Annotated in this window: 13 protein-coding genes and 4 pseudogenes; 12 read left to right on the forward strand and 5 right to left on the reverse strand. The window is 70.0% G+C overall.

Features of this window, described 5'->3' with window-relative positions; genetic code table 11:
* The first annotated feature begins 133 nt into the window (after positions 1-133).
* The gene (locus tag AC5P09_RS01375) at positions 134-1,399 is read left to right on the forward strand and encodes an amino acid deaminase (protein ID WP_493872018.1); all 1,266 of its coding nucleotides are present in this window, start codon (positions 134-136) and stop codon (positions 1,397-1,399) included.
* 10 nt (positions 1,400-1,409) lie between these two features.
* Positions 1,410-3,017, forward strand: a complete 1,608-nt coding sequence (locus AC5P09_RS01380; protein ID WP_493872019.1) for an N-acyl-D-amino-acid deacylase family protein — start codon at positions 1,410-1,412, stop codon at positions 3,015-3,017.
* 43 nt (positions 3,018-3,060) lie between these two features.
* On the opposite strand, the pseudogene AC5P09_RS01385 reads toward AC5P09_RS01380, so the two are convergent.
* Together AC5P09_RS01385 and AC5P09_RS01390 are read right to left on the reverse strand one after the other, a co-directional pair.
* Positions 3,061-3,399, reverse strand: a pseudogene (locus AC5P09_RS01385) (serine protease); the annotation flags it as partial.
* 38 nt (positions 3,400-3,437) lie between these two features.
* Positions 3,438-4,718, reverse strand: coding sequence for an RNA-guided endonuclease InsQ/TnpB family protein (locus AC5P09_RS01390; protein ID WP_493872020.1), 1,281 nt, complete (start codon positions 4,716-4,718; stop codon positions 3,438-3,440).
* Positions 4,719-4,741: 23 nt separating this feature from the next.
* On the opposite strand from AC5P09_RS01390, the gene tnpA reads away from it, so the two are divergent.
* Entirely contained in the window at positions 4,742-5,170 is a 429-nt protein-coding gene (tnpA, locus tag AC5P09_RS01395) for an IS200/IS605 family transposase (protein WP_493872021.1), read from the forward strand.
* Positions 5,171-5,272: 102 nt separating this feature from the next.
* Here the strand turns inward: tnpA and AC5P09_RS01400 are convergent.
* Both AC5P09_RS01400 and AC5P09_RS01405 read right to left on the reverse strand, forming a co-directional pair.
* Positions 5,273-5,677, reverse strand: a pseudogene (locus AC5P09_RS01400) (serine protease); the annotation flags it as partial.
* Between the two features lie 149 nt (positions 5,678-5,826).
* Positions 5,827-6,573, reverse strand: coding sequence for a hypothetical protein (locus tag AC5P09_RS01405; protein ID WP_493872022.1), 747 nt, complete (start codon positions 6,571-6,573; stop codon positions 5,827-5,829).
* A 126-nt stretch (positions 6,574-6,699) separates the two neighbouring features.
* Here AC5P09_RS01405 and AC5P09_RS01410 point away from each other — a divergent pair, with 126 nt between their 5' ends.
* From AC5P09_RS01410 to AC5P09_RS01435, 6 genes and pseudogenes are all read left to right on the forward strand, one after another.
* On the forward strand, positions 6,700-7,911 hold the full coding sequence (locus AC5P09_RS01410; RefSeq protein ID WP_493872023.1) for a pyridoxal phosphate-dependent aminotransferase: 1,212 nt from the start codon (positions 6,700-6,702) through the stop codon (positions 7,909-7,911).
* Positions 7,912-7,988: 77 nt separating this feature from the next.
* A complete protein-coding gene (locus tag AC5P09_RS01415; protein WP_493872024.1) occupies positions 7,989-8,408 on the forward strand; it encodes an SCO4983 family protein in 420 nt (139 codons plus the stop codon).
* Between the two features lie 420 nt (positions 8,409-8,828).
* Positions 8,829-10,406, forward strand: a complete 1,578-nt coding sequence (locus AC5P09_RS01420) for an IS200/IS605 family accessory protein TnpB-related protein (RefSeq protein ID WP_493872025.1) — start codon at positions 8,829-8,831, stop codon at positions 10,404-10,406.
* Between the two features lie 6 nt (positions 10,407-10,412).
* Positions 10,413-10,604 (forward strand): annotated as a pseudogene (locus AC5P09_RS01425) (hypothetical protein); the annotation flags it as partial.
* A pseudogene (locus AC5P09_RS01430) lies at positions 10,601-11,272 on the forward strand (vWA domain-containing protein); the annotation flags it as partial. The pseudogenes AC5P09_RS01425 and AC5P09_RS01430, both read left to right, overlap by 4 nt.
* Positions 11,259-11,861: a hypothetical protein gene (locus AC5P09_RS01435; RefSeq protein ID WP_493872026.1), complete on the forward strand. Its 603-nt coding sequence runs from the start codon at positions 11,259-11,261 to the stop codon at positions 11,859-11,861. The pseudogene AC5P09_RS01430 and the gene AC5P09_RS01435, both read left to right, overlap by 14 nt.
* Before the next feature lie 202 nt (positions 11,862-12,063).
* Here the strand turns inward: AC5P09_RS01435 and AC5P09_RS01440 are convergent, their stop codons facing one another.
* A complete protein-coding gene (locus tag AC5P09_RS01440; RefSeq protein ID WP_493872027.1) occupies positions 12,064-13,902 on the reverse strand; it encodes a phosphoenolpyruvate carboxykinase (GTP) in 1,839 nt (612 codons plus the stop codon).
* A gap of 339 nt (positions 13,903-14,241) precedes the next feature.
* On the opposite strand from AC5P09_RS01440, the gene trhA reads away from it, so the two are divergent.
* From trhA to AC5P09_RS01455, 3 genes are all read left to right on the forward strand, one after another.
* Complete coding sequence (trhA, locus tag AC5P09_RS01445) at positions 14,242-14,955, forward strand: PAQR family membrane homeostasis protein TrhA (protein ID WP_493872028.1); 714 nt, start codon at positions 14,242-14,244, stop codon at positions 14,953-14,955.
* Between the two features lie 116 nt (positions 14,956-15,071).
* Entirely contained in the window at positions 15,072-16,631 is a 1,560-nt protein-coding gene (locus AC5P09_RS01450) for a DHA2 family efflux MFS transporter permease subunit (RefSeq protein ID WP_493872029.1), read from the forward strand.
* A gap of 4 nt (positions 16,632-16,635) precedes the next feature.
* Positions 16,636-17,265 carry a TetR/AcrR family transcriptional regulator gene (locus AC5P09_RS01455; RefSeq protein WP_493872030.1) on the forward strand — a complete coding sequence of 210 codons (630 nt, stop codon included), beginning with the start codon at positions 16,636-16,638 and terminating at the stop codon, positions 17,263-17,265.
* Positions 17,266-17,279 lie beyond the last annotated feature (14 nt).

Raw genomic sequence — 17,279 nt, forward strand, 5'->3', positions numbered from 1 at the left:
GTCGTAGCTCCTGAACCTTGTGCGGGGGGCGGCGGCTCCGTTGACCCCGCGTTGGCCGAGATGTTAGACAGCAGTAAGCGATATATGCAATGAGCGTTGCAGTTAGCGCAACGCACCTGATCAGGGAGGCTCCATGGCCAGCGAAGCGCTTGCCCGCCTGGCGGAGGAACGCGTCGACCACCGTTTCAAGGGCCTCCCCCCGGACACCGACGGCCTCACCGTCGGCGAGCTGGCCGCCCAGCGCCGCAACCTCTTCACCGACGGCTTCGCGACCCCCGTGCTCGCCCTCTCCGCCGAGCGCCTGGAGCACAACCTCCGGCTCATGGAGACGTACGCGGCCCGCCACGGACTCGCCTTCGCCCCGCACGGCAAGACCTCCATGGCCCCCCAGCTCTTCCGGCGCCAGATCGAGCACGGGGCGTGGGGCATCACGCTCGCGGTGCCGCACCAGGTACGGGTGGCCCGGGCCTTCGGCGTCCGGCGGGTCTTCCTCGCCAACGAGCTGGTCGACGCGGCCGCCCTGCGCTGGATCTCCGGGCAGCTCGATTCCGACGACGACTTCCGCTTCCTGTGCTACGTCGACTCCGTGCGCGGCGTCGAGCTGATGGACGCCGCCCTGCACGGCGCCCGCCGCCCCCTGGACGTCGTCGTCGAGCTCGCCGCCGGGGAGGGCGCCCGCACCGGTGTCCGTACGGAGGCGGAGTGCGCGGCGGTCGCGGACGCGGTCGCGGGGGCGGGGGCACTACGCCTCGTCGGCGTCGCCGGTTACGAGGGCGAGGTCCCCCGAGCGGACCCCGAGCGGGTGCACGCCTGGCTGCGGCGGCTGATCGCGCTCGCCGTCGACTTCGACAAGGCGGGGCGGTTCGCGCACACCGACGAGATCGTCGTCAGCGCCGGCGGCAGCGCCTGGTTCGACGCGGTCGCCGACGTCTTCGCCGAGATCCCCGAACTCTCCGTGCCGGTACTGAAGTTGCTGCGCTCGGGCGCCTACGTCTCGCACGACGACGGCCACTACCGCAAGATCACCCCCTTCAACCGCGTCCCCGAGGAGGGCGCCCTGGAGCCCGCCTTCCGGCTCTGGACGCAGGTGGTGTCCCGGCCCTCCGCCGAGCAGGCCTTCACCAACGCGGGCAAGCGGGACGCGGCGTACGACCTCGACCTGCCCTTCGCCCAGGTGGTCCGCCGGGACGGCGTCGAGCGTCCGGCCACCGGCATCGAGGTGACGGGCCTGTCCGACCAGCACGCCTGGCTGCGCACCGCCCCGGAGGCGGACCTGGAGGTCGGCGACTGGCTCGGCCTCGGCCTGTCCCACCCGTGCACGTCCTTCGACAAGTGGCCGCTGATCCCGGTCGCGGAGGCGGACGGCACGGTCGTCGACTACATCCGTACGTTCTTCTAGGAGGTCCGGCGTGGAAGAGCTCGTCATCCGGGACGCGGACGTCGTGGACGGCTCCGGCGGTCCCTCGTACCGCGCCGACGTGGTGATCGACCACGGCCGCATCGTGTCGATCGTCCAGGAGGCCGCGGCGGCCGGCTGCCAACGGCCGAAGGCGGTCAGGGAGCTGGACGCCGAAGGGCTCGTCCTCTCCCCCGGCTTCATCGACATGCACGCCCACAGCGACCTCGCCCTCCTCCGCGACCCCGACCACAGCGCCAAGGCCGCGCAGGGCGTCACCCTCGAAGTCCTCGGCCAGGACGGGCTGTCGTACGCGCCCGTCGACGACCGCACACTCGCCGAGGTCCGCCGCGCGATCACCGGCTGGAACGGCCACGGCGACGACGTCGACTTCGACTGGCGGTCGGTCGGCGAGTACCTCGACCGGCTGGATCGCGGGATCGCCGTGAACGCGGCCTATCTCATTCCCCAGAGCACGGTCCGCGCGCTCGCCGTCGGGTGGGAGGACCGGGAGGCGACGCCCGAAGAGCTGGACCGCATGCGGCAGTTGGTCGCGGAGGGCATGGAGCAGGGCGCGGTCGGCATGTCGTCCGGGCTCACGTACACCCCCGGCATGTACGCCAAGGACGCCGAACTCACCGAACTGTGCCGGGTGGTGGCCTCGTACGGCGGCTACTACTGCCCGCACCACCGCTCGTACGGGGCCGGGGCGCTGCAGGCGTACGAGGAGATGGTGGACCTCACGCGCGAGGCCGGCTGCCCGCTGCATCTCGCGCACGCCACCATGAACTTCGGCGTGAACAAGGGCCGCGCGCCCGAGTTGCTGACCCTCCTGGACGACGCGCTGGCCGCCGGAGCCGACATCAGCCTCGACACGTATCCCTACACGCCCGGCAGTACGACGCTGGTGGCGCTGCTGCCGAGCTGGGCGAGCGAGGGCGGCCCGGAGGAGATCCTCAAGCGGCTGACCGACGAGGAGAGCGCCGAACGCATCCGGCACCATCTGGAGGTCGTCGGCGCGGACGGCTGTCACGGGGTGCCCGTCGAGTGGGACACGATCGAGATCTCCGGCGTGACGGATCCGGGGCTCGCGGACTTCGTCGGCCGTACGGTCCAGGAGTCCGCCGAGCTGCGCAGTGAGGCCCCTTGGGTCACCGCCCGCCGGCTCCTCCTCGACGACCGGCTCGGCACGACGATCCTCCAGCACGTCGGCCACGAGGAGAACGTCCGGGCGATCATGCGACACACCGTGCACACCGGCGGCTCGGACGGCATCCTCCAGGGCGCCAAGCCGCACCCGCGGGCGTACGGCACCTTCCCGCAGTATCTCGGCCGGTACGTACGGGAGTTGGGCGTGCTGTCCCTGGAGGAGTGCGTCGCCCATCTCACCGCACGCCCGGCGGCCCGGCTGCGACTGCCGGACCGCGGGCTGGTCCGCGAGGGGTACAGGGCGGACCTCGTGCTGTTCGACCCGGCCACGGTCGCGGCGGGCTCGACCTTCGAGAACCCGCGCGTGCTGCCCACGGGCCTCCCGTACGTGCTGATCGACGGCCGTTTCGTGATCGATGACGGCCGGCGGACGGACGTACTGGCGGGGCGGGCGGTGCGGAGGACGCCCTGACCCTTACGGCTCTACGGCTCTACGGCTCTACGGCTCTACGGCTCTACGGCTTGGGCAGGACGCAGCCGCTCGCGCTCAGGCTGAGCTGGTTGCCGGTCGTGAAGCAGGCCGGGAACTGGTACGTCTCCTGGGCGTAGTTGATGCCCTGGCGGACGGTGACGTTGCCGCTCGCGTCGACCTCGCACGGGTTGTTCACCGTGCAGCGCTCGCCGTCCTCGTTGCCGGTGTTGTTGACGGCGACGACCTTGCCGGTGGCCTGGTCGACGACCGGCGAGCCCGAGGTGCCGCCGATGGTGTCGCAGGCGGAGGTGTAGCGGACCGAGTCCTTCCAGGTCCAGTCGCCCTCCTTCATGGTGTGCACGAACCCGTCGATGCTGCAGCTTTGAAGTGCTCTCCCGGCTGAAGCCGGGAGATTCCTGCCTACCTTGCGGCAGCGGGCTTGACGCGCTGCGCGCGCCTGACGACTGCCCTCCCGGCAGCCGGGATGAGCGCGTGGCCCATCCGGTACAGATGCAACACGTTCCGGGCCGCGTTCCAGTCGGCGTTGCCCGACCAGCCGCAGTCCGGGTTCTTGCACACGAACACGGCCTGGGACTCCCGGCTGCCGGGCGTGATGAAGCCGCATGCGGAGCAGCGCCGGGAAGTATTGGGGGCCGGGACCTTGTGCAGGGCGCCGCCGTGCCGGGCGGTCTTGTACGCCAGCATGGTGACCGTGCGGCCCCATGCCTCCCCGCTGATGGAGCGGTTCAGCCCGGATTTCTGGGCGACGTTCTTCCCCGGCTCTTCGATGGTTCCCTTGGCCGACTTGACCATGTTCGTGATGGTGAGTGCTTCGACCACGACTGTGCCGTAGGTGCGGGCGATGGCGGTGGTCGTCTGGTGCTGCCAGTCCAGGGCCCGGCGCTTGGCTTTCGCGCGCAGTCCTGCGATCTGGTCGTAGGTGTGGTGCAGCTTGCGGCTGGCGCGCTCGCCGGGCCTGCGGTACTGCTTACGCCGCGCGGCGCGCTGCTCCAAGTGCAGGAGCTTCGCCTTCTCCTTGCCGGTCAGCCATTCGCCGTGCTCGTACGTCTCACCGTCCGAGAGGGCGATGGGCACGGTGACGCCCACGTCGATGCCGATGTCCGGCCCCTGGTGGGGCCCGGGCCTGACCTCCAGGGTCTGGACACGGAAGGCGATGTGCCAGCCGAGCGCGTCCTTGATCAGCCGCGCCCCGGTGACCCGGTTCTCCGTGCTGGCGTGCTTACCCACGGGCAGGTCCTTGGTCCACCGGAACCGGACCCGGCCCACCTTGGGAATGTTGGCCATGCCCCACCGGCGGTGCACACGGGTGATGTTCAGGTCCCGGCCCTGCGGAATGTCCACGGACATCACCGTGCGGAACCGGCCCTTGAAGTTCGGGGCGTCGGCACGGCCGTCCCAGCAGTTCTTCCACGCCTGGAAATACGTCTTGAGCACCGCTTGCGCGGCCTGCGCGGGCAGGACGGCGAGAAAGTCGATGTCCTCGCGGGCCTGGCGTATGGCGGCATCCGCGTTCGCAAGAGTCCGTTTTTCCTTCGGCATCATCCGCCACCAGGCGTGCAGCAGGTTCCACATGGTGCGGGCCGCGTGCGCCTGATCATCCGCTGCGCGAACCCCGGCAGGAGACAGCACAAGCCGGGCACGGTGCCCGAACTGCCGCTTGACCAGGGTGTCTTGACTCACAATCGAGAACCTAGCATTGGTTCATGTCACCGCGCTGGAAGCCTAATCCCGATGTCAGAACCGGGCGCCATGTTGTCTACAACCTGCACGTTCACTTGGTTTTCGTCACCAAGTACAGGCGGAAGGCGTTCACCGACGCCATGCTGACCCGCACCGAAGAGATCATGCGGGAGGTCTGCGCCGACTTCGAAGCCGAGCTGAAACAGTTCAACGGCGAACAGGACCACGTGCACCTGCTCGTGCACTACCCGCCGAAGGTGCAGCTTTCCAAGCTGGTCAACTCCCTCAAGGGCGTCAGCTCCCGCAGGCTGCGCCAGGAGTACGACAGCCACGTCCGCCGGTACCTGTGGGGCGGACACTTCTGGTCCGGCTCCTACTTCGCCGGATCGTGCGGCGGAGCACCCCTGACCGTCGTCAAGCAGTACATCGAAAACCAACAGCGCCCCGTCTGACCGCCACCCCGGAGGCGCAGAGCACTCCGGCGCTCCGCGCCTCCGACCCAAGGATGACCTTCACCCCCGCCCTGAAGGGCGGAGCACTGGCCAAGATCAGAGGTAGATCGTGGCGTCCGTGTCGGTCATCGTCGAGTAGGCGATCTTGCTGGCCCGCAGGGTCGCGACGCGGGTACCGGCGGAGTTCAGCAGGCCGAAGGTGCGGGTCGACGCCCGGTTGACGATCACCTCGCCGGGCTCCGGGAAGCCGCTCTCCAGGCAGTGGCCGTTGGTGAGCACCAGCGCGGGGGCGGTGTCCAGGGAGTTCGGGAAGCGGACGACCGAGCCGGAACAGTTGCTCAGCGCGACGGTCCCGGCGAGGGTCACGGCCTGGAGCGTGGGCGACGCGGCCGTCTTCGTGTCCGCCTTGGCCGCGGGTGCGGTGGGCGCGGGTGCCGCGACAGCGGGTGCCGCGCCCGCCCCGGCGATCACCAGGGCGAAGAGTGCGGCGACGAGAGGCTTTCTCATGTGGGGGTCCCCTCTGCATGACGAGGGTGACCGGAGATCTTCCGGTCACCCGCTGTTTTGTCATGCGCATTGTGAATGGAGGGGTGCTGGGGGCAAGGAGGCGTTTTCGGCCTGGGGACGGGGCCGAAAACGCCTCCCCGGCTTGGCGGCTACTTCGGCCCTTTCGTGCTCCCCGGCCCGCGTCCCTTGCCGTCGGAGTTGCCCGGAGCCGAGTCGCCCGGGGAGGCGGTGGAGGTGGCCGTGGGGGTGGAGGTGGTGGCCGGGTCCGTGGACGACGACGTGGCCGAGGGCCCGCCGGACTTCTTCTCGTCCGGCGAGGCGCCCTTCGAGGCGTCCGACCCGTCCGTCGCCGTACCGCCCGGCCCCGCGGTGTCCGGGGAACCGGAAGACGCCGGGCCGTCCGAAGGGGACGAGCCCGTCGGATCGGCGGCGTCGTCCCGCGCGGATCTCGTCCCGTCACCCTTGCCCTGCGGTCCGTCCGAGGAGGACCCCGAGAACGAGAACCCGGCGATCAGCGCCGCCGCGGACACCGCGCCGGCCGCACCGGCGGCGACCACCACGCGGCGCGACCGCCACCGGCTCGGCTTCCGCCGTGACCGCCGGTGCCCCTGGCCGGAACCGCGGACCGGCACCAGTTCGGCACCGACCACCGGCCCGCCGCCCGGCACCGGCCCGGCGACCGCCACCGGGGGCAGCTCGGCCGTCTCGTCGTAGGCGTTCTGCCAGCCGTGCGCGACGGCCGGATCGACGTACGCCTCGTACGGGGGCGTCGGCTCGGCCCGCGGAAGGTACACCTTCGGTACCTCCTGCGGCTCGCCGCCCGCACCCGTGCCGTGGACGCCGGTCGCACCGTCGGCGCCGTACGCCCCGTTGTCGTACTGAGGTGGCCTGGACATGACCGCGCATTGTAGAGACGGGAGGGGCCCATGGGACAGCCGTCGGCGATATCCACCCAAACCACCGCGTCTCACGTGGCGGAAAACACGGCCCACGAAGCGTTACCGGGCCGTAAGCTCCCAGACATGCAGGTGATCCAGTCGACCAAGCTCGCCAACGTCTGTTACGAGATCCGGGGCCCGGTTCTCGAGGAGGCGATGCGCCTGGAAGCGGCAGGTCACCGCATCCTCAAGCTGAACACCGGCAATCCGGCCGCGTTCGGTTTCGAGTGCCCACCCGAGATCCTGGAGGACATCCTCCGCAACGTCTCGTCGGCGCACGGCTACGGCGACGCGAAGGGCCTGCTGGCCGCACGCCGGGCCGTCGTGATGCACAACCAGACCCTCGGCATCGAGACGGACGTCGAGCACGTCTTCATCGGCAACGGCGTCTCCGAGCTGATCGTGATGGCGATGCAGGGGCTGCTGGACGACGGGGACGAGGTCCTCGTACCGGCCCCCGACTATCCGCTGTGGACCGCGGCCGTCTCGCTCTCCGGCGGCACCGCCGTGCACTACCGGTGCGACGAGCAGGCCGACTGGATGCCCGACCTCGCGGACGTGGAGCGGAAGGTCACCGACCGCACCAAGGCGATCGTCATCATCAACCCGAACAACCCGACGGGCGCGGTGTACGACGAGGCGATGCTGCGCGGGCTGACGGACATCGCCCGCCGGCACAACCTGCTGGTCTGCTCCGACGAGATCTACGACAAGATCCTGTACGACGAGGCCACGCACACCCCGACCGCCAAGGTCGCCCCCGACCTGCTCACCCTCACCTTCAACGGCATGTCGAAGGCGTACCGGGTCGCCGGTTACCGGGTCGGCTGGATGGCGATCTCCGGGCCGCGCGCGCACGCCGACTCCTACATCGAGGGCCTGACGATCCTGGCGAACATGCGGCTGTGCGCGAACATGCCGGGCCAGCACGGGGTCGTGGCCGCGCTCAGCGGCCGGCAGACCATCAACGACCTGGTGCTGCCGGGCGGGCGGCTGCGGGAGCAGCGGGACGTGGCGTACGAGCTGCTGACCCAGATCCCGGGGGTGAGCTGCGTGAAGCCGAAGGGGGCGCTGTATCTCTTCCCGCGCCTCGACCCCAAGGTCTTCAAGATCAAGGACGACCGGCGGATGGTCCTGGACCTGCTCCGGCAGGAGAAGATCATGGTCGTCCAGGGCACCGGCTTCAACTGGCCCGAGCCGGACCACTTCCGGGTGGTGACCCTGCCGACGGCGGGCGATCTGCGATCGGCGATCACCCGGATCGGGAACTTCCTGGACGGTTACAGCCAGCCCTGACCGAGTTTTTTGTGCGACGCTCAACTTTAGACGAGATCTAAGCTAGGATGGTTTCCTGACAGCACAGGAGGCCATCCATGTACGAGCCGATCCGCACCAAGTCGGTCCACAGCACGATGGCCGGCACCACCTCGGACTTCCCGCACCGTTCCCGTGAGGAAGAGCTGGACATCCAGCTCGCGGGCCATCTCGCCGCGCTGCTCACCGTCACGGACGAGCTGCGCGCGCTGGCACCGTCCGCCGACCTGGACACCGCGGCCGACCGGCTCGCCGAGCAGGTGACCCGGCTGCGGGGAGGCCGTGCGCCGGCCCGAGCGCCGCTCACGGCGGCCGGCCGGACCGACCTCGCGCCCTTGCACCGGCGGGCGCACACGCTCGCGGGCCGGGCGCTGGTGGTGGCCGCGTCCCGTGCCGACACCGCGGCGGCGATCCTGTCCGCCGAGCGGATGGACGCGCATGCGGCGGCGCTGGAGCCGCGGAAACTCGCGGCGCGCTGAGCCGTCGCCGAGCGCTGAGCCCTCGTCGGGCTCCCCATGACGGCCCCGGTCCGCGTGCACCCTTAGCGAGGCGCGGACCGGGTGCCATGCACTGCGTTGACTTGAGCGGCGGTTGTTGTTCTCGCCGGTTGTGAAGTGCCGGTCGGATGCGGTGCGTCGCCGCAGGGGTTGGGAACGGCTGGGGTTTGACTGAGTACGAGTGCGTTCTGAGGCGTGTGAGTGAACACTGACGCTCTCGGTCGTCGGCTGGGCGCTGCTCTTCCCGGATGGGAATCAGAGTTCGTCCGTCGAATGTGTGACCTTTCCGGGTGGTGCTCGTTGGGTGTGATGACCGGCTTTTCGACGGGCCGTTTGGGGGGTGTGGGGGTGGGCGGGTTGCGGGAGCTTGCGGCGTCGTTTGTCGTGCCCGGTCCTGCGGGGGTGGCGGTCCGTACCCGGTTGAAGCAGCTCACGCCCGCCGATGAGAAGGTCCTCGCCCTGGTGGGCGCGCACCTCGGCGCGCTCGCCTCCCGGGACTTGAAGGCGCGGTGCGCGGATGGTCTGGAGCACTCCGCGGACACCTGGGCGACCCGTAAGCGGGCTCTGACGGCTGTGTCGTCGTCCCGCTGGGCCGGGTCGATCACCAAGGCCACGCACGATCAGTGGGCGCTCGCCCGCCGCTGCCAGCTCGCCCACATCCAGTCCCTTGAGGCGGGGATCCGCACCCTCGCGCACCGGCTGTCGCTGCCGGTCGGCGCGAAGGGCTCGAAGAAGGCGCCCGGCGGCTACCGCAGCAGGCAGGAGTGGCACGCCAAGTCCCGCCGCCTGCACGTCCTGGAGGACCGGCTGGAGCGCGAGCGCGCCGACCGCGACGCCGGAACCGTGCACGTGGTGCGGGGCGGGAAACGGCTGGCCCGCACCCGCCACCATCTGCATGCCGCGCAGCTCACCGAAGCCCAGTGGCGCCAGCAGTGGGAAGCCGGGCGCTGGTTCCTGCAGGCCGACGGCGAATCCGGCAAGAGGTACGGCAACGAGACCCTCCGCGTCAGCCCGGACGGCAAGGTCAGCATCAAGCTCCCGGCCCCGCTCGCCGACCTGGCCAACGCCCCGCACGGCCGGTACGTCCTGGCTTGCCGGGTCGGCTTCCCGCACCGGGGGCAGGAGTGGGCGGACCGGGTCGAGGCGAACCGGGCGGTGGCCTACAGCATCCACCTGGACACGGGCCGCGGGCGCTGGTACTTGACGGCTTCCTGGCAGATCCCGGCATCCCGGATCATCCCGATGGTCGCGGCCCTGGCCGATGGCGTGATCGGCGTCGACATGAACGCCGACCACCTCGCCGCCTGGCGCCTCGACGCCCACGGCAACCCCATCGGAAACCCGCGCCGCTTCGCCTTCGACCTGTCCGGACCCGCCGACCACCGCGATGCCCAGGTTCGCCACGCCCTCACCCGGCTGCTGCACTGGGCGAAAGGTGGCGGCGTCAAGGCGATCGCTGTCGAAGACCTCGACTTCACCGCGGAGAAGACCCGCGAGAAACACGGCCGCAAGAAGCGGTTCCGGCAGCTGATCTCCGGCATGCCCACCGGCAGGCTCCGCGCCCGCCTGACCTCGATGGCCGACCAGACCGGTATCGCGATCATCGCGGTCGATCCGGCCTACACCTCCAAGTGGGGCGCCCAGCACTGGCAGAAGCCCCTCACCAGCAAGACCCGTAAGACGACTCGCCACGACGTTGCCGCCGTGGCGATCGGACGGCGCGCCCAAGGACACCCGATCCGGCGACGGACGACACCGCCCCCACGCGACCGGAGCGATCGTGTGGGGCATCGGACCGTCCAGGCCGACCGGTGTGTTCTTGGGCGTGAGGGACCCCGCCCTCCCGTTCCCGGACCACGCACCAGATGCGTGCCGCCGGACTGCGGAGCGAATGCGGGCAACCAGAACGCCCAACACCGTTCGGGACGTTCGGCTGAGCATGAATCCTGGCAACAGGACTCACTCCCGCTCAGTCTTTAGGAACGGTACGACCTCGCCTTCCCGTCCAGTCAGGCGACGGCCGACGAGCTCGCCGCGAAGTACAGGGCCAGGCAGCCACTGCCGGTGCCCTTGTGCTCGCCGCTCGTCGTCGTGGCCCACCGCGGCGCCGCCGAGGTGTTGGCCGCCAACGGGCTCGCCGTCCTCGACAAGAACCGCGGCACCCTGAAGATAGCCGCCCGGTCGTCGCCTCCGTGCGGCCCGCGTCCGGCCTCGACACGACCCGCCGACGCGAACTGCCCTTCCCCGGCAGTCGTTCCGTCGCCGACGGCCTCCTCGACTCGTACCAGAACGAGCTGCGCCGCCCGTCCAGGACGGTCTACGTCCTCGACACCTCGGGCTCGATGGAGGGCGACCGGCTGGCAGGGCTCAAGGACGCGCTCGCCGACCTCACCGGGGACTTCCGGGAGCGCGAGGAGGTCACGCTGATGCCGTTCGGGTCGGGCGTGAAGAGCGTACGCACGCATGTGGTGGACCCGGCGGATCCGCAGGCCGGCCTCGACGCCATCCGCGAGGACACCGAGGCGCTCACCGCCGAGGGCGACACCGCGATCTACACCTCGCTGGAGAAGGCGTACGAGCATCTCGACGCCGGCCGGGACACCTTCACGTCCATCGTGCTGATGACGGACGGCGAGAACACCGCGGGCGCGAAGGCGGAGGAGTTCGACGACTTCTACGCGGGGCTCGGCGCCGCGCAGCGGGAGACGCCCGTCTTCCCCATCCTCTTCGGCGACTCCGACCGCTCCGAACTGGAGCACATCGCCGAACTGACCGGCGGCCGCCTCTTCGACGCCCAGCAGGGCTCGCTGGACGGCGCCTTCGAGGAGATCCGTGGCTACCAATAAGCTGCTCGGCTATCTCGAGTCCCGCAAGAACATCGCCGGGAGCGCGGGCGGGCTGGCCGGCCTGGCGCTGACCTTCGTGGGGGTCGAGGGCCCGTACTGGCCCGTGGTCGTGGGCGGTCTGTACGGGGCGGGGGCCCTGATCGCCCCGCCGGAACGGCCGGCGCTGCCCGACTTCCCGGACCCGTCCGCCCAGCTCGACGAGATCCGGAACGACTTCGACCGGCTCAAGGACTATCTCGCGGACGTCGAGCTGCCGCCCGCCGCCGCGGGCCGGCTCACCGAACTGACCGAGCTGCTGGCCGCGTTGCTGGATCCCGGCTGGGTCACCGAGGTGCTAGTCCAGGACCCGGAGGGCGTGCACACGCTGTCGCGGGCCGTACGGCAGGACGTGCCCGAGGCCGTCGACACGTTCGTACGGACCCGGTGGTGGACGCGGCTCGCGCCGGGTCAGGAGTCGCCGGAACGGCACCTGGAGCGGCAGCTGACACTGCTGCACGAGGAGGCCGAGCGGCTGGCCACGGGCCTGCGGGAGACGGAGGCCCGGCGGCAGGAGTCGCACACGCGGTACCTGGAGGACCGCTCCAAGTGAGCACAGAGTGAGCACAGGCGAAGGCCTGTCGTCGCGCTCCGCCCGTCGGGGCAGACGGGACCGCGCGACAACAGGCCCAGGACCCCGCACGCCGTTGTACGAAGTCTCGCCGGTCCGGGGTGCCGCCACCGCGGCCGGCCCGTGACGATGTTGCTGGTCAGGGCACGATCGGAGCCGGCCGCGGCGTCTTGTGAGGGCCGGTTCAGCCCAGGCGCTGCACCAGGGCGCGGTACTCGTCCCACAGCTCCTTGGGCGTGTGCTCACCGAAGGTGTTGAGGTGCTCGGGGACCAGGGCGGCCTCCTCGCGCCAGACCTCCTTGTCGACCGTGAGCAGGAAGTCCAGGTCGGACTCGGAGAGGTCGAGGCCGTCGGTGTCGAGGGCGCCCTTGGCCGGCAGGATGCCGATCGGGGTCTCGATGCCCTCGCCCTTGCCCTCCAGGCGCTCCACGATCCACTTCAGGACGCGGGAGTTCTCGCCGAAGCCGGGCCAGACGAACTTGCCCTCGTCGTTCTTGCGGAACCAGTTGACGTAGTAGATCTTCGGGAGCTTCGCCGGGTCCTTGCCCTTGGCGACGTCGACCCAGTGGCCCATGTAGTCGCCCATGTTGTAGCCGCAGAACGGCAGCATGGCGAACGGGTCGCGGCGCAGCTCGCCGACCTTGCCCTCGGCGGCGGCGGTCTTCTCGGAGGCCACGTTGGCACCGAGGAAGACGCCGTGGTTCCAGTCGAAGGACTCCGTCACCAGCGGTACGGCGGTGGCGCGGCGCCCGCCGAAGAGGATCGCCGAGATCGGCACGCCCTTGGGGTCCTCCCACTCGGGCGCGATGATCGGGCACTGCGAGGCGGGCACGGTGAAGCGGGCGTTCGGGTGGGCGGCCGGGGTCTCGGACTGGGGCGTCCAGTCGTTGCCCTTCCAGTCGGTGAGGTGGGCCGGAGTCTCCTCCGTCATGCCCTCCCACCAGATGTCGTTGTCGTCGGTCAATGCCACGTTGGTGAAGACGGAGTTGCCCCACAGCGTCTTCATCGCGTTGGCGTTGGTGTGCTCGCCGGTGCCGGGCGCGACGCCGAAGAAGCCGGCCTCGGGGTTGATCGCGTACAGGCGGCCGTCCTCGCCGAACCGCATCCACGCGATGTCGTCACCGATGGTCTCGACCGTCCAGCCTCGGGTGGTCGGCTCCAGCATGGCGAGGTTGGTCTTGCCGCAGGCGCTCGGGAAAGCGGCGGCGACGTACTTGGACTCAACCTGGCTGGAAGCAGAGGGGGGCGGGGTCAGCTTGAGGATCAGCATGTGCTCGGCGAGCCAGCCCTCGTCGCGGGCCATGACGGAGGCGATGCGCAGGGCGTAGCACTTCTTCCCGAGCAGGGCGTTGCCGCCGTAGCCGGAGCCGTAGGACCAGATCTCGCGGGTTTCCGGGAAGTGCGAGATGTACTTGGTGCTGTTGCACGGCCACGGGACGTCCTCCTGGCCCTCCTCCAGCGGCGCCCCGAGCGTGTGCACAGCACGCACGAAGAAGCCGTCGGAGCCGAGCTCGTCGAGGACCGGCTGACCCATGCGGGTCATGGTGCGCATGGACACCGCGACATAGGCGGAGTCGGTGATCTCGACGCCGATCGCGGAGAGGTCCGAGCCGAGCGGGCCCATGCAGAACGGGACGACGTACATCGTCCGGCCGCGCATCGAGCCGCGGAAGACGCCCTTCTCGCCCTGGAATATCTCCCGCATCTCCGCGGGGGCCTTCCAGTGGTTGGTCGGGCCCGCGTCCTCTTCCTTCTCGGAACAGATGAAGGTCCGGTCCTCGACGCGGGCGACGTCGGTCGGGTCGGAGGCGGCGTAGTACGAGTTGGGCCGCTTGATCGGGTCGAGTTTCTTGAAGGTGCCCTTCGCCACGAGCTCCTCGCACAGGCGCTCGTACTCGGCCTCGGATCCGTCACACCAGACCACGCTGTCCGGCTGCGTCAGTTCTGCGATCTCGTTCACCCACGAGACCAGTTCCTTGTGGGTGGTGGGGATGACGGGGGGAGCCGCGATGTCGCGCGCCACGATTGCTCCTAAGTGAGGGATTTTGTCCTTTGTTGCCCCGTGGGGGCCGCGACCCGGATGCTTCGCGTCGATTCCCTCTGGCGCTCATCCGGTGTCGACCGCACTCATTTGATCATCCGACGAGTACGCCCATCTGTCCAGAGGGACGTACAGATGAGCGGAGTGAGGATCACCACGTGTAAAATCGCCACTTTGCGTCTACTTGGGATTCAGCTGAAGCATCTTTGAATCGACATCGACGAGACTCCCGTCAAACCCCCGTGAGATGATGGCCACTCTTCATCGGTCAACGGGTCGCACCGACCCGCAACTTACGGTTCCGTAGGTACGATGCCCCGCATGAATGCGTCCGTCCCCGACGCGACCACGGACACCTCGGCCGCAGGCCGCGGTCCGGTCGCGACCTCCCTGCCGCATCCGGTCAAACCCATGCTCCGCGGTTGGCTGCACCTGGGCATGTTTCCGGCCGTACTCATCGCGGGCCTGGTACTCACGGCCCTCGCGGACTCCCCCAGAGGCCGCCTCGCCTGCGGGATCTTCGCCCTGACGGCCTGCCTGCTCTTCGGCGTCAGCGCGCTCTACCACCGGGGCAACTGGAGCCCTCGCATGGACGGGATCCTGCGACGGCTGGATCACGCCAACATCTTCCTGATCATCGCCGGCACCTACACCCCGCTGACGATGCTGCTCCTGCCGGGCGCCAAGGGTCAGTGGCTGCTGTGGGGCATCTGGGCGGCGGCCGCCGCGGGCATCATCTTCCGCGTCTTCTGGGTCGGCGCCCCGCGCTGGCTGTACACGCCCTGCTACATCGCGATGGGCTGGGCGGCCGTCTTCTTCCTGCCCGACTTCATGCGCTCGGGCGGCATCACCGTCCTCGTGCTGGTCATCGTGGGCGGCCTGCTCTACAGCGCGGGCGGAGTGATCTACGGCATCAAGCGCCCGAACCCGTCACCGCGCTGGTTCGGCTTCCACGAGGTGTTCCACTCCCTCACGCTGGCGGCGTTCATCGCGCACTACGTCGGGATCTCGCTGGTGGCGTACCAGCACGCCTAGGCACCCTCTCGCCTCAGGGCCACGGCTTTCGAGCCGTGGCCCTCTTTGCGTGCCCGAGAGCCTCCGGCCGCTCCAGAGATTGACAGTCACTAGATATTGAGAGCTACTCTCATTTCATGGCTACTGTCACTCCCTCCTCCGAGGCGCAGCCCGATCCCCGCCGCTGGTGGGCGCTCGCCGCCCTCGTCGCCAGCATGCTGACCCTCGGCTTCGACATGACGATCCTCAACGTGGCGCTGCCGACGATGGCCGGCGACCTCGGCGCCACCACCGGCGAACAGCAGTGGATGGCGGACGCGTACGTCGTCGTCTTCGCGGCGCTGATGCTCCCGGCGGGCCTGCTGGGCGACCGGTTCGGGCGGCGGCTGATGCTGATCGCCGGGCTGGGCGTCTTCCTGGCCGGTTCCGTGGTCGGAGCCCTCGCCGGGGACGTGAACGCGGTGATCGTCGCCCGCGCCGTGATGGGCGTCGGCGGCGCGCTGGTCACCCCGCTCGCGCTCTCCGTCCTGCCCTCGCTGTTCGGGCCCGAGGAGCGCACCAAGGCCGTCGGCATCATCTCCGCCGCCTCCGCGCTCGGCCTGCCGCTCGGCCCGATCATCGGCGGCTGGCTGCTCGACCACTTCTGGTGGGGCTCGGTCTTCCTGGTCAACGTCCCGATGGCCGCGATCGGCATCGCCGCCTGCGTCTTCCTACTGCCCGAGACCCGTGACCCGTCCTCCCCCAAGGTCGACACCGTCTCCACCGCGCTCACCGCGAGCGGGCTGGGCGCGCTCATCTACGCGATCATCGAGGCGCCCACCCGCGGCTGGGGCGACCCGCTGGTGCTGGGGATGTTCGGTGCGGCCGTGGCCCTGCTCGCCGGGCTGGTGCTGCGCGAGCGGCGGATGGTGCGGCCCATGCTGGACATGACGCTGCTCGCCCAGCGCGGCTTCCTGTTCAACACGCTCGCCGCGACCCTGGTGATGTTCGTCCTGTCGGGCCTGCTGTTCGTCCTGCCGCCCTACCTCCAGGCCGTGCTCGGGCATGACGCCTTCGGCACCGGTCTGCGTCTGCTGCCGATGATGGGCGGACTGATGGTCGCCGCGAGGACCGCACAGCCGGTGGTCGAGCGGTTCGGCGCGCGGGCCGCCGTCAGCGCGGGCCTGGTGGTGCTGGCCTTCGCCGCGCTGCTCGGCAGCCGTACGACCGTCGACTCCGGCTACGGCTTCACCGCGCTGTGGCTCTCGATCGCCGGCGTCGGCTTCGGTTTCTCGGTCGTCCCGGCGATGAACGGCGCCCTGGGCGCGCTGCCCCGCGACCGGGCCGGCAGCGGCTCCGGGCTGATCATGACGCTCCGCCAGGTCGGTGCCGCGATCGGCATCGCCCTGCTCGGCAGCCTGCTCGCCGAGACCTATCGCGACCGGCTCGACGTCACGGGGCTGTCCGCGCGGGCCGCCGACACCGCCGGGGACTCCGTGGTCGCCGCGCACCTGGTCGCCCGGCAGAGCGGCGCGGCCGATCTGGCGGCCTCCGCGAACAGCGCGTACGTCCACGGCATGGGCGTCGTGCTCCTGGTGTGCGGGGTCGCGGCCCTCGTCTCCGCACTGCTGGCGGCGGCGTTCCTGCCGAACACCCCCGTGACCACGAGCTCCGAGACCCCGGACATGGCTCCCGCGCAGGTCGATGCCCGACAATGACCTCATGACGCCCGCACGAACCTCTCCCCCCACCGACCTCCCCCAGCTGGGACTTCGTGAGCGGAAGAAGATCAAGACCCGGACGGCGATCCGCGACGCGACGTACGCGCTGATCGAGGAGCAGGGGTACGACGCCACGACGATCGAGCAGATCGCCGAGCGCGCCGAGGTGTCGCCGTCCACGGTCTTCCGGTACTTCCCGACCAAGGAGGACATCGTCCTCACGGACGAGTACGACGCGATGCTCCTGGACGAGCTGCGGTCCCGGCCGGCGGACGAGCCGTGGGCGGACTCCCTGCGGTACGTCATGCGCCGGGCCATCGGTCTCGCAAGGGCGGAGGAGCCCGAGGTCACCCGGCTGCGCGCACACCTGATGGTCCAGGTGCCCGCGGTGCGCTCCCGGATGATGGAGAGCATGTCGGTCACCGGCAGGCTGCTCGCCTCGGCCGTCGCGGCCCGCACCGGCCGCCCTCAGGACAGCCTGGAGGTGCGGGTCTACGCGATGTCCCTGATCGGCGGACTGGCGGAGATCTCCCTGTACTGGGCCGAGAACGACTTCCGGGACGACCTGACCGAGCTGCTCGACCGGGCCCTGGACGTCATCGAACACGGCCTCTCCCCGGAAATCTCCTGAGGCCGGTGCCCGCG

The sequence above is a fragment of the Streptomyces sp. a15 genome, from assembly GCF_059026085.1.

Bases quoted from the DNA above. Each gene is read 5' to 3' on its own strand.
- AC5P09_RS01375 (WP_493872018.1), top strand. From the start codon at position 134: ATGGCCAGCGAAGCGCTTGCCCGCCTGGCGGAGGAACGCGTCGACCAC.
- tnpA (WP_493872021.1), top strand. From the start codon at position 4,742: ATGTCACCGCGCTGGAAGCCTAATCCCGATGTCAGAACCGGGCGCCAT.
- AC5P09_RS01405 (WP_493872022.1), bottom strand. From the start codon at position 6,573: ATGTCCAGGCCACCTCAGTACGACAACGGGGCGTACGGCGCCGACGGT.
- AC5P09_RS01410 (WP_493872023.1), top strand. From the start codon at position 6,700: ATGCAGGTGATCCAGTCGACCAAGCTCGCCAACGTCTGTTACGAGATC.
- AC5P09_RS01415 (WP_493872024.1), top strand. From the start codon at position 7,989: ATGTACGAGCCGATCCGCACCAAGTCGGTCCACAGCACGATGGCCGGC.
- trhA (WP_493872028.1), top strand. From the start codon at position 14,242: ATGAATGCGTCCGTCCCCGACGCGACCACGGACACCTCGGCCGCAGGC.
- AC5P09_RS01450 (WP_493872029.1), top strand. From the start codon at position 15,072: ATGGCTACTGTCACTCCCTCCTCCGAGGCGCAGCCCGATCCCCGCCGC.
- AC5P09_RS01455 (WP_493872030.1), top strand. From the start codon at position 16,636: ATGACGCCCGCACGAACCTCTCCCCCCACCGACCTCCCCCAGCTGGGA.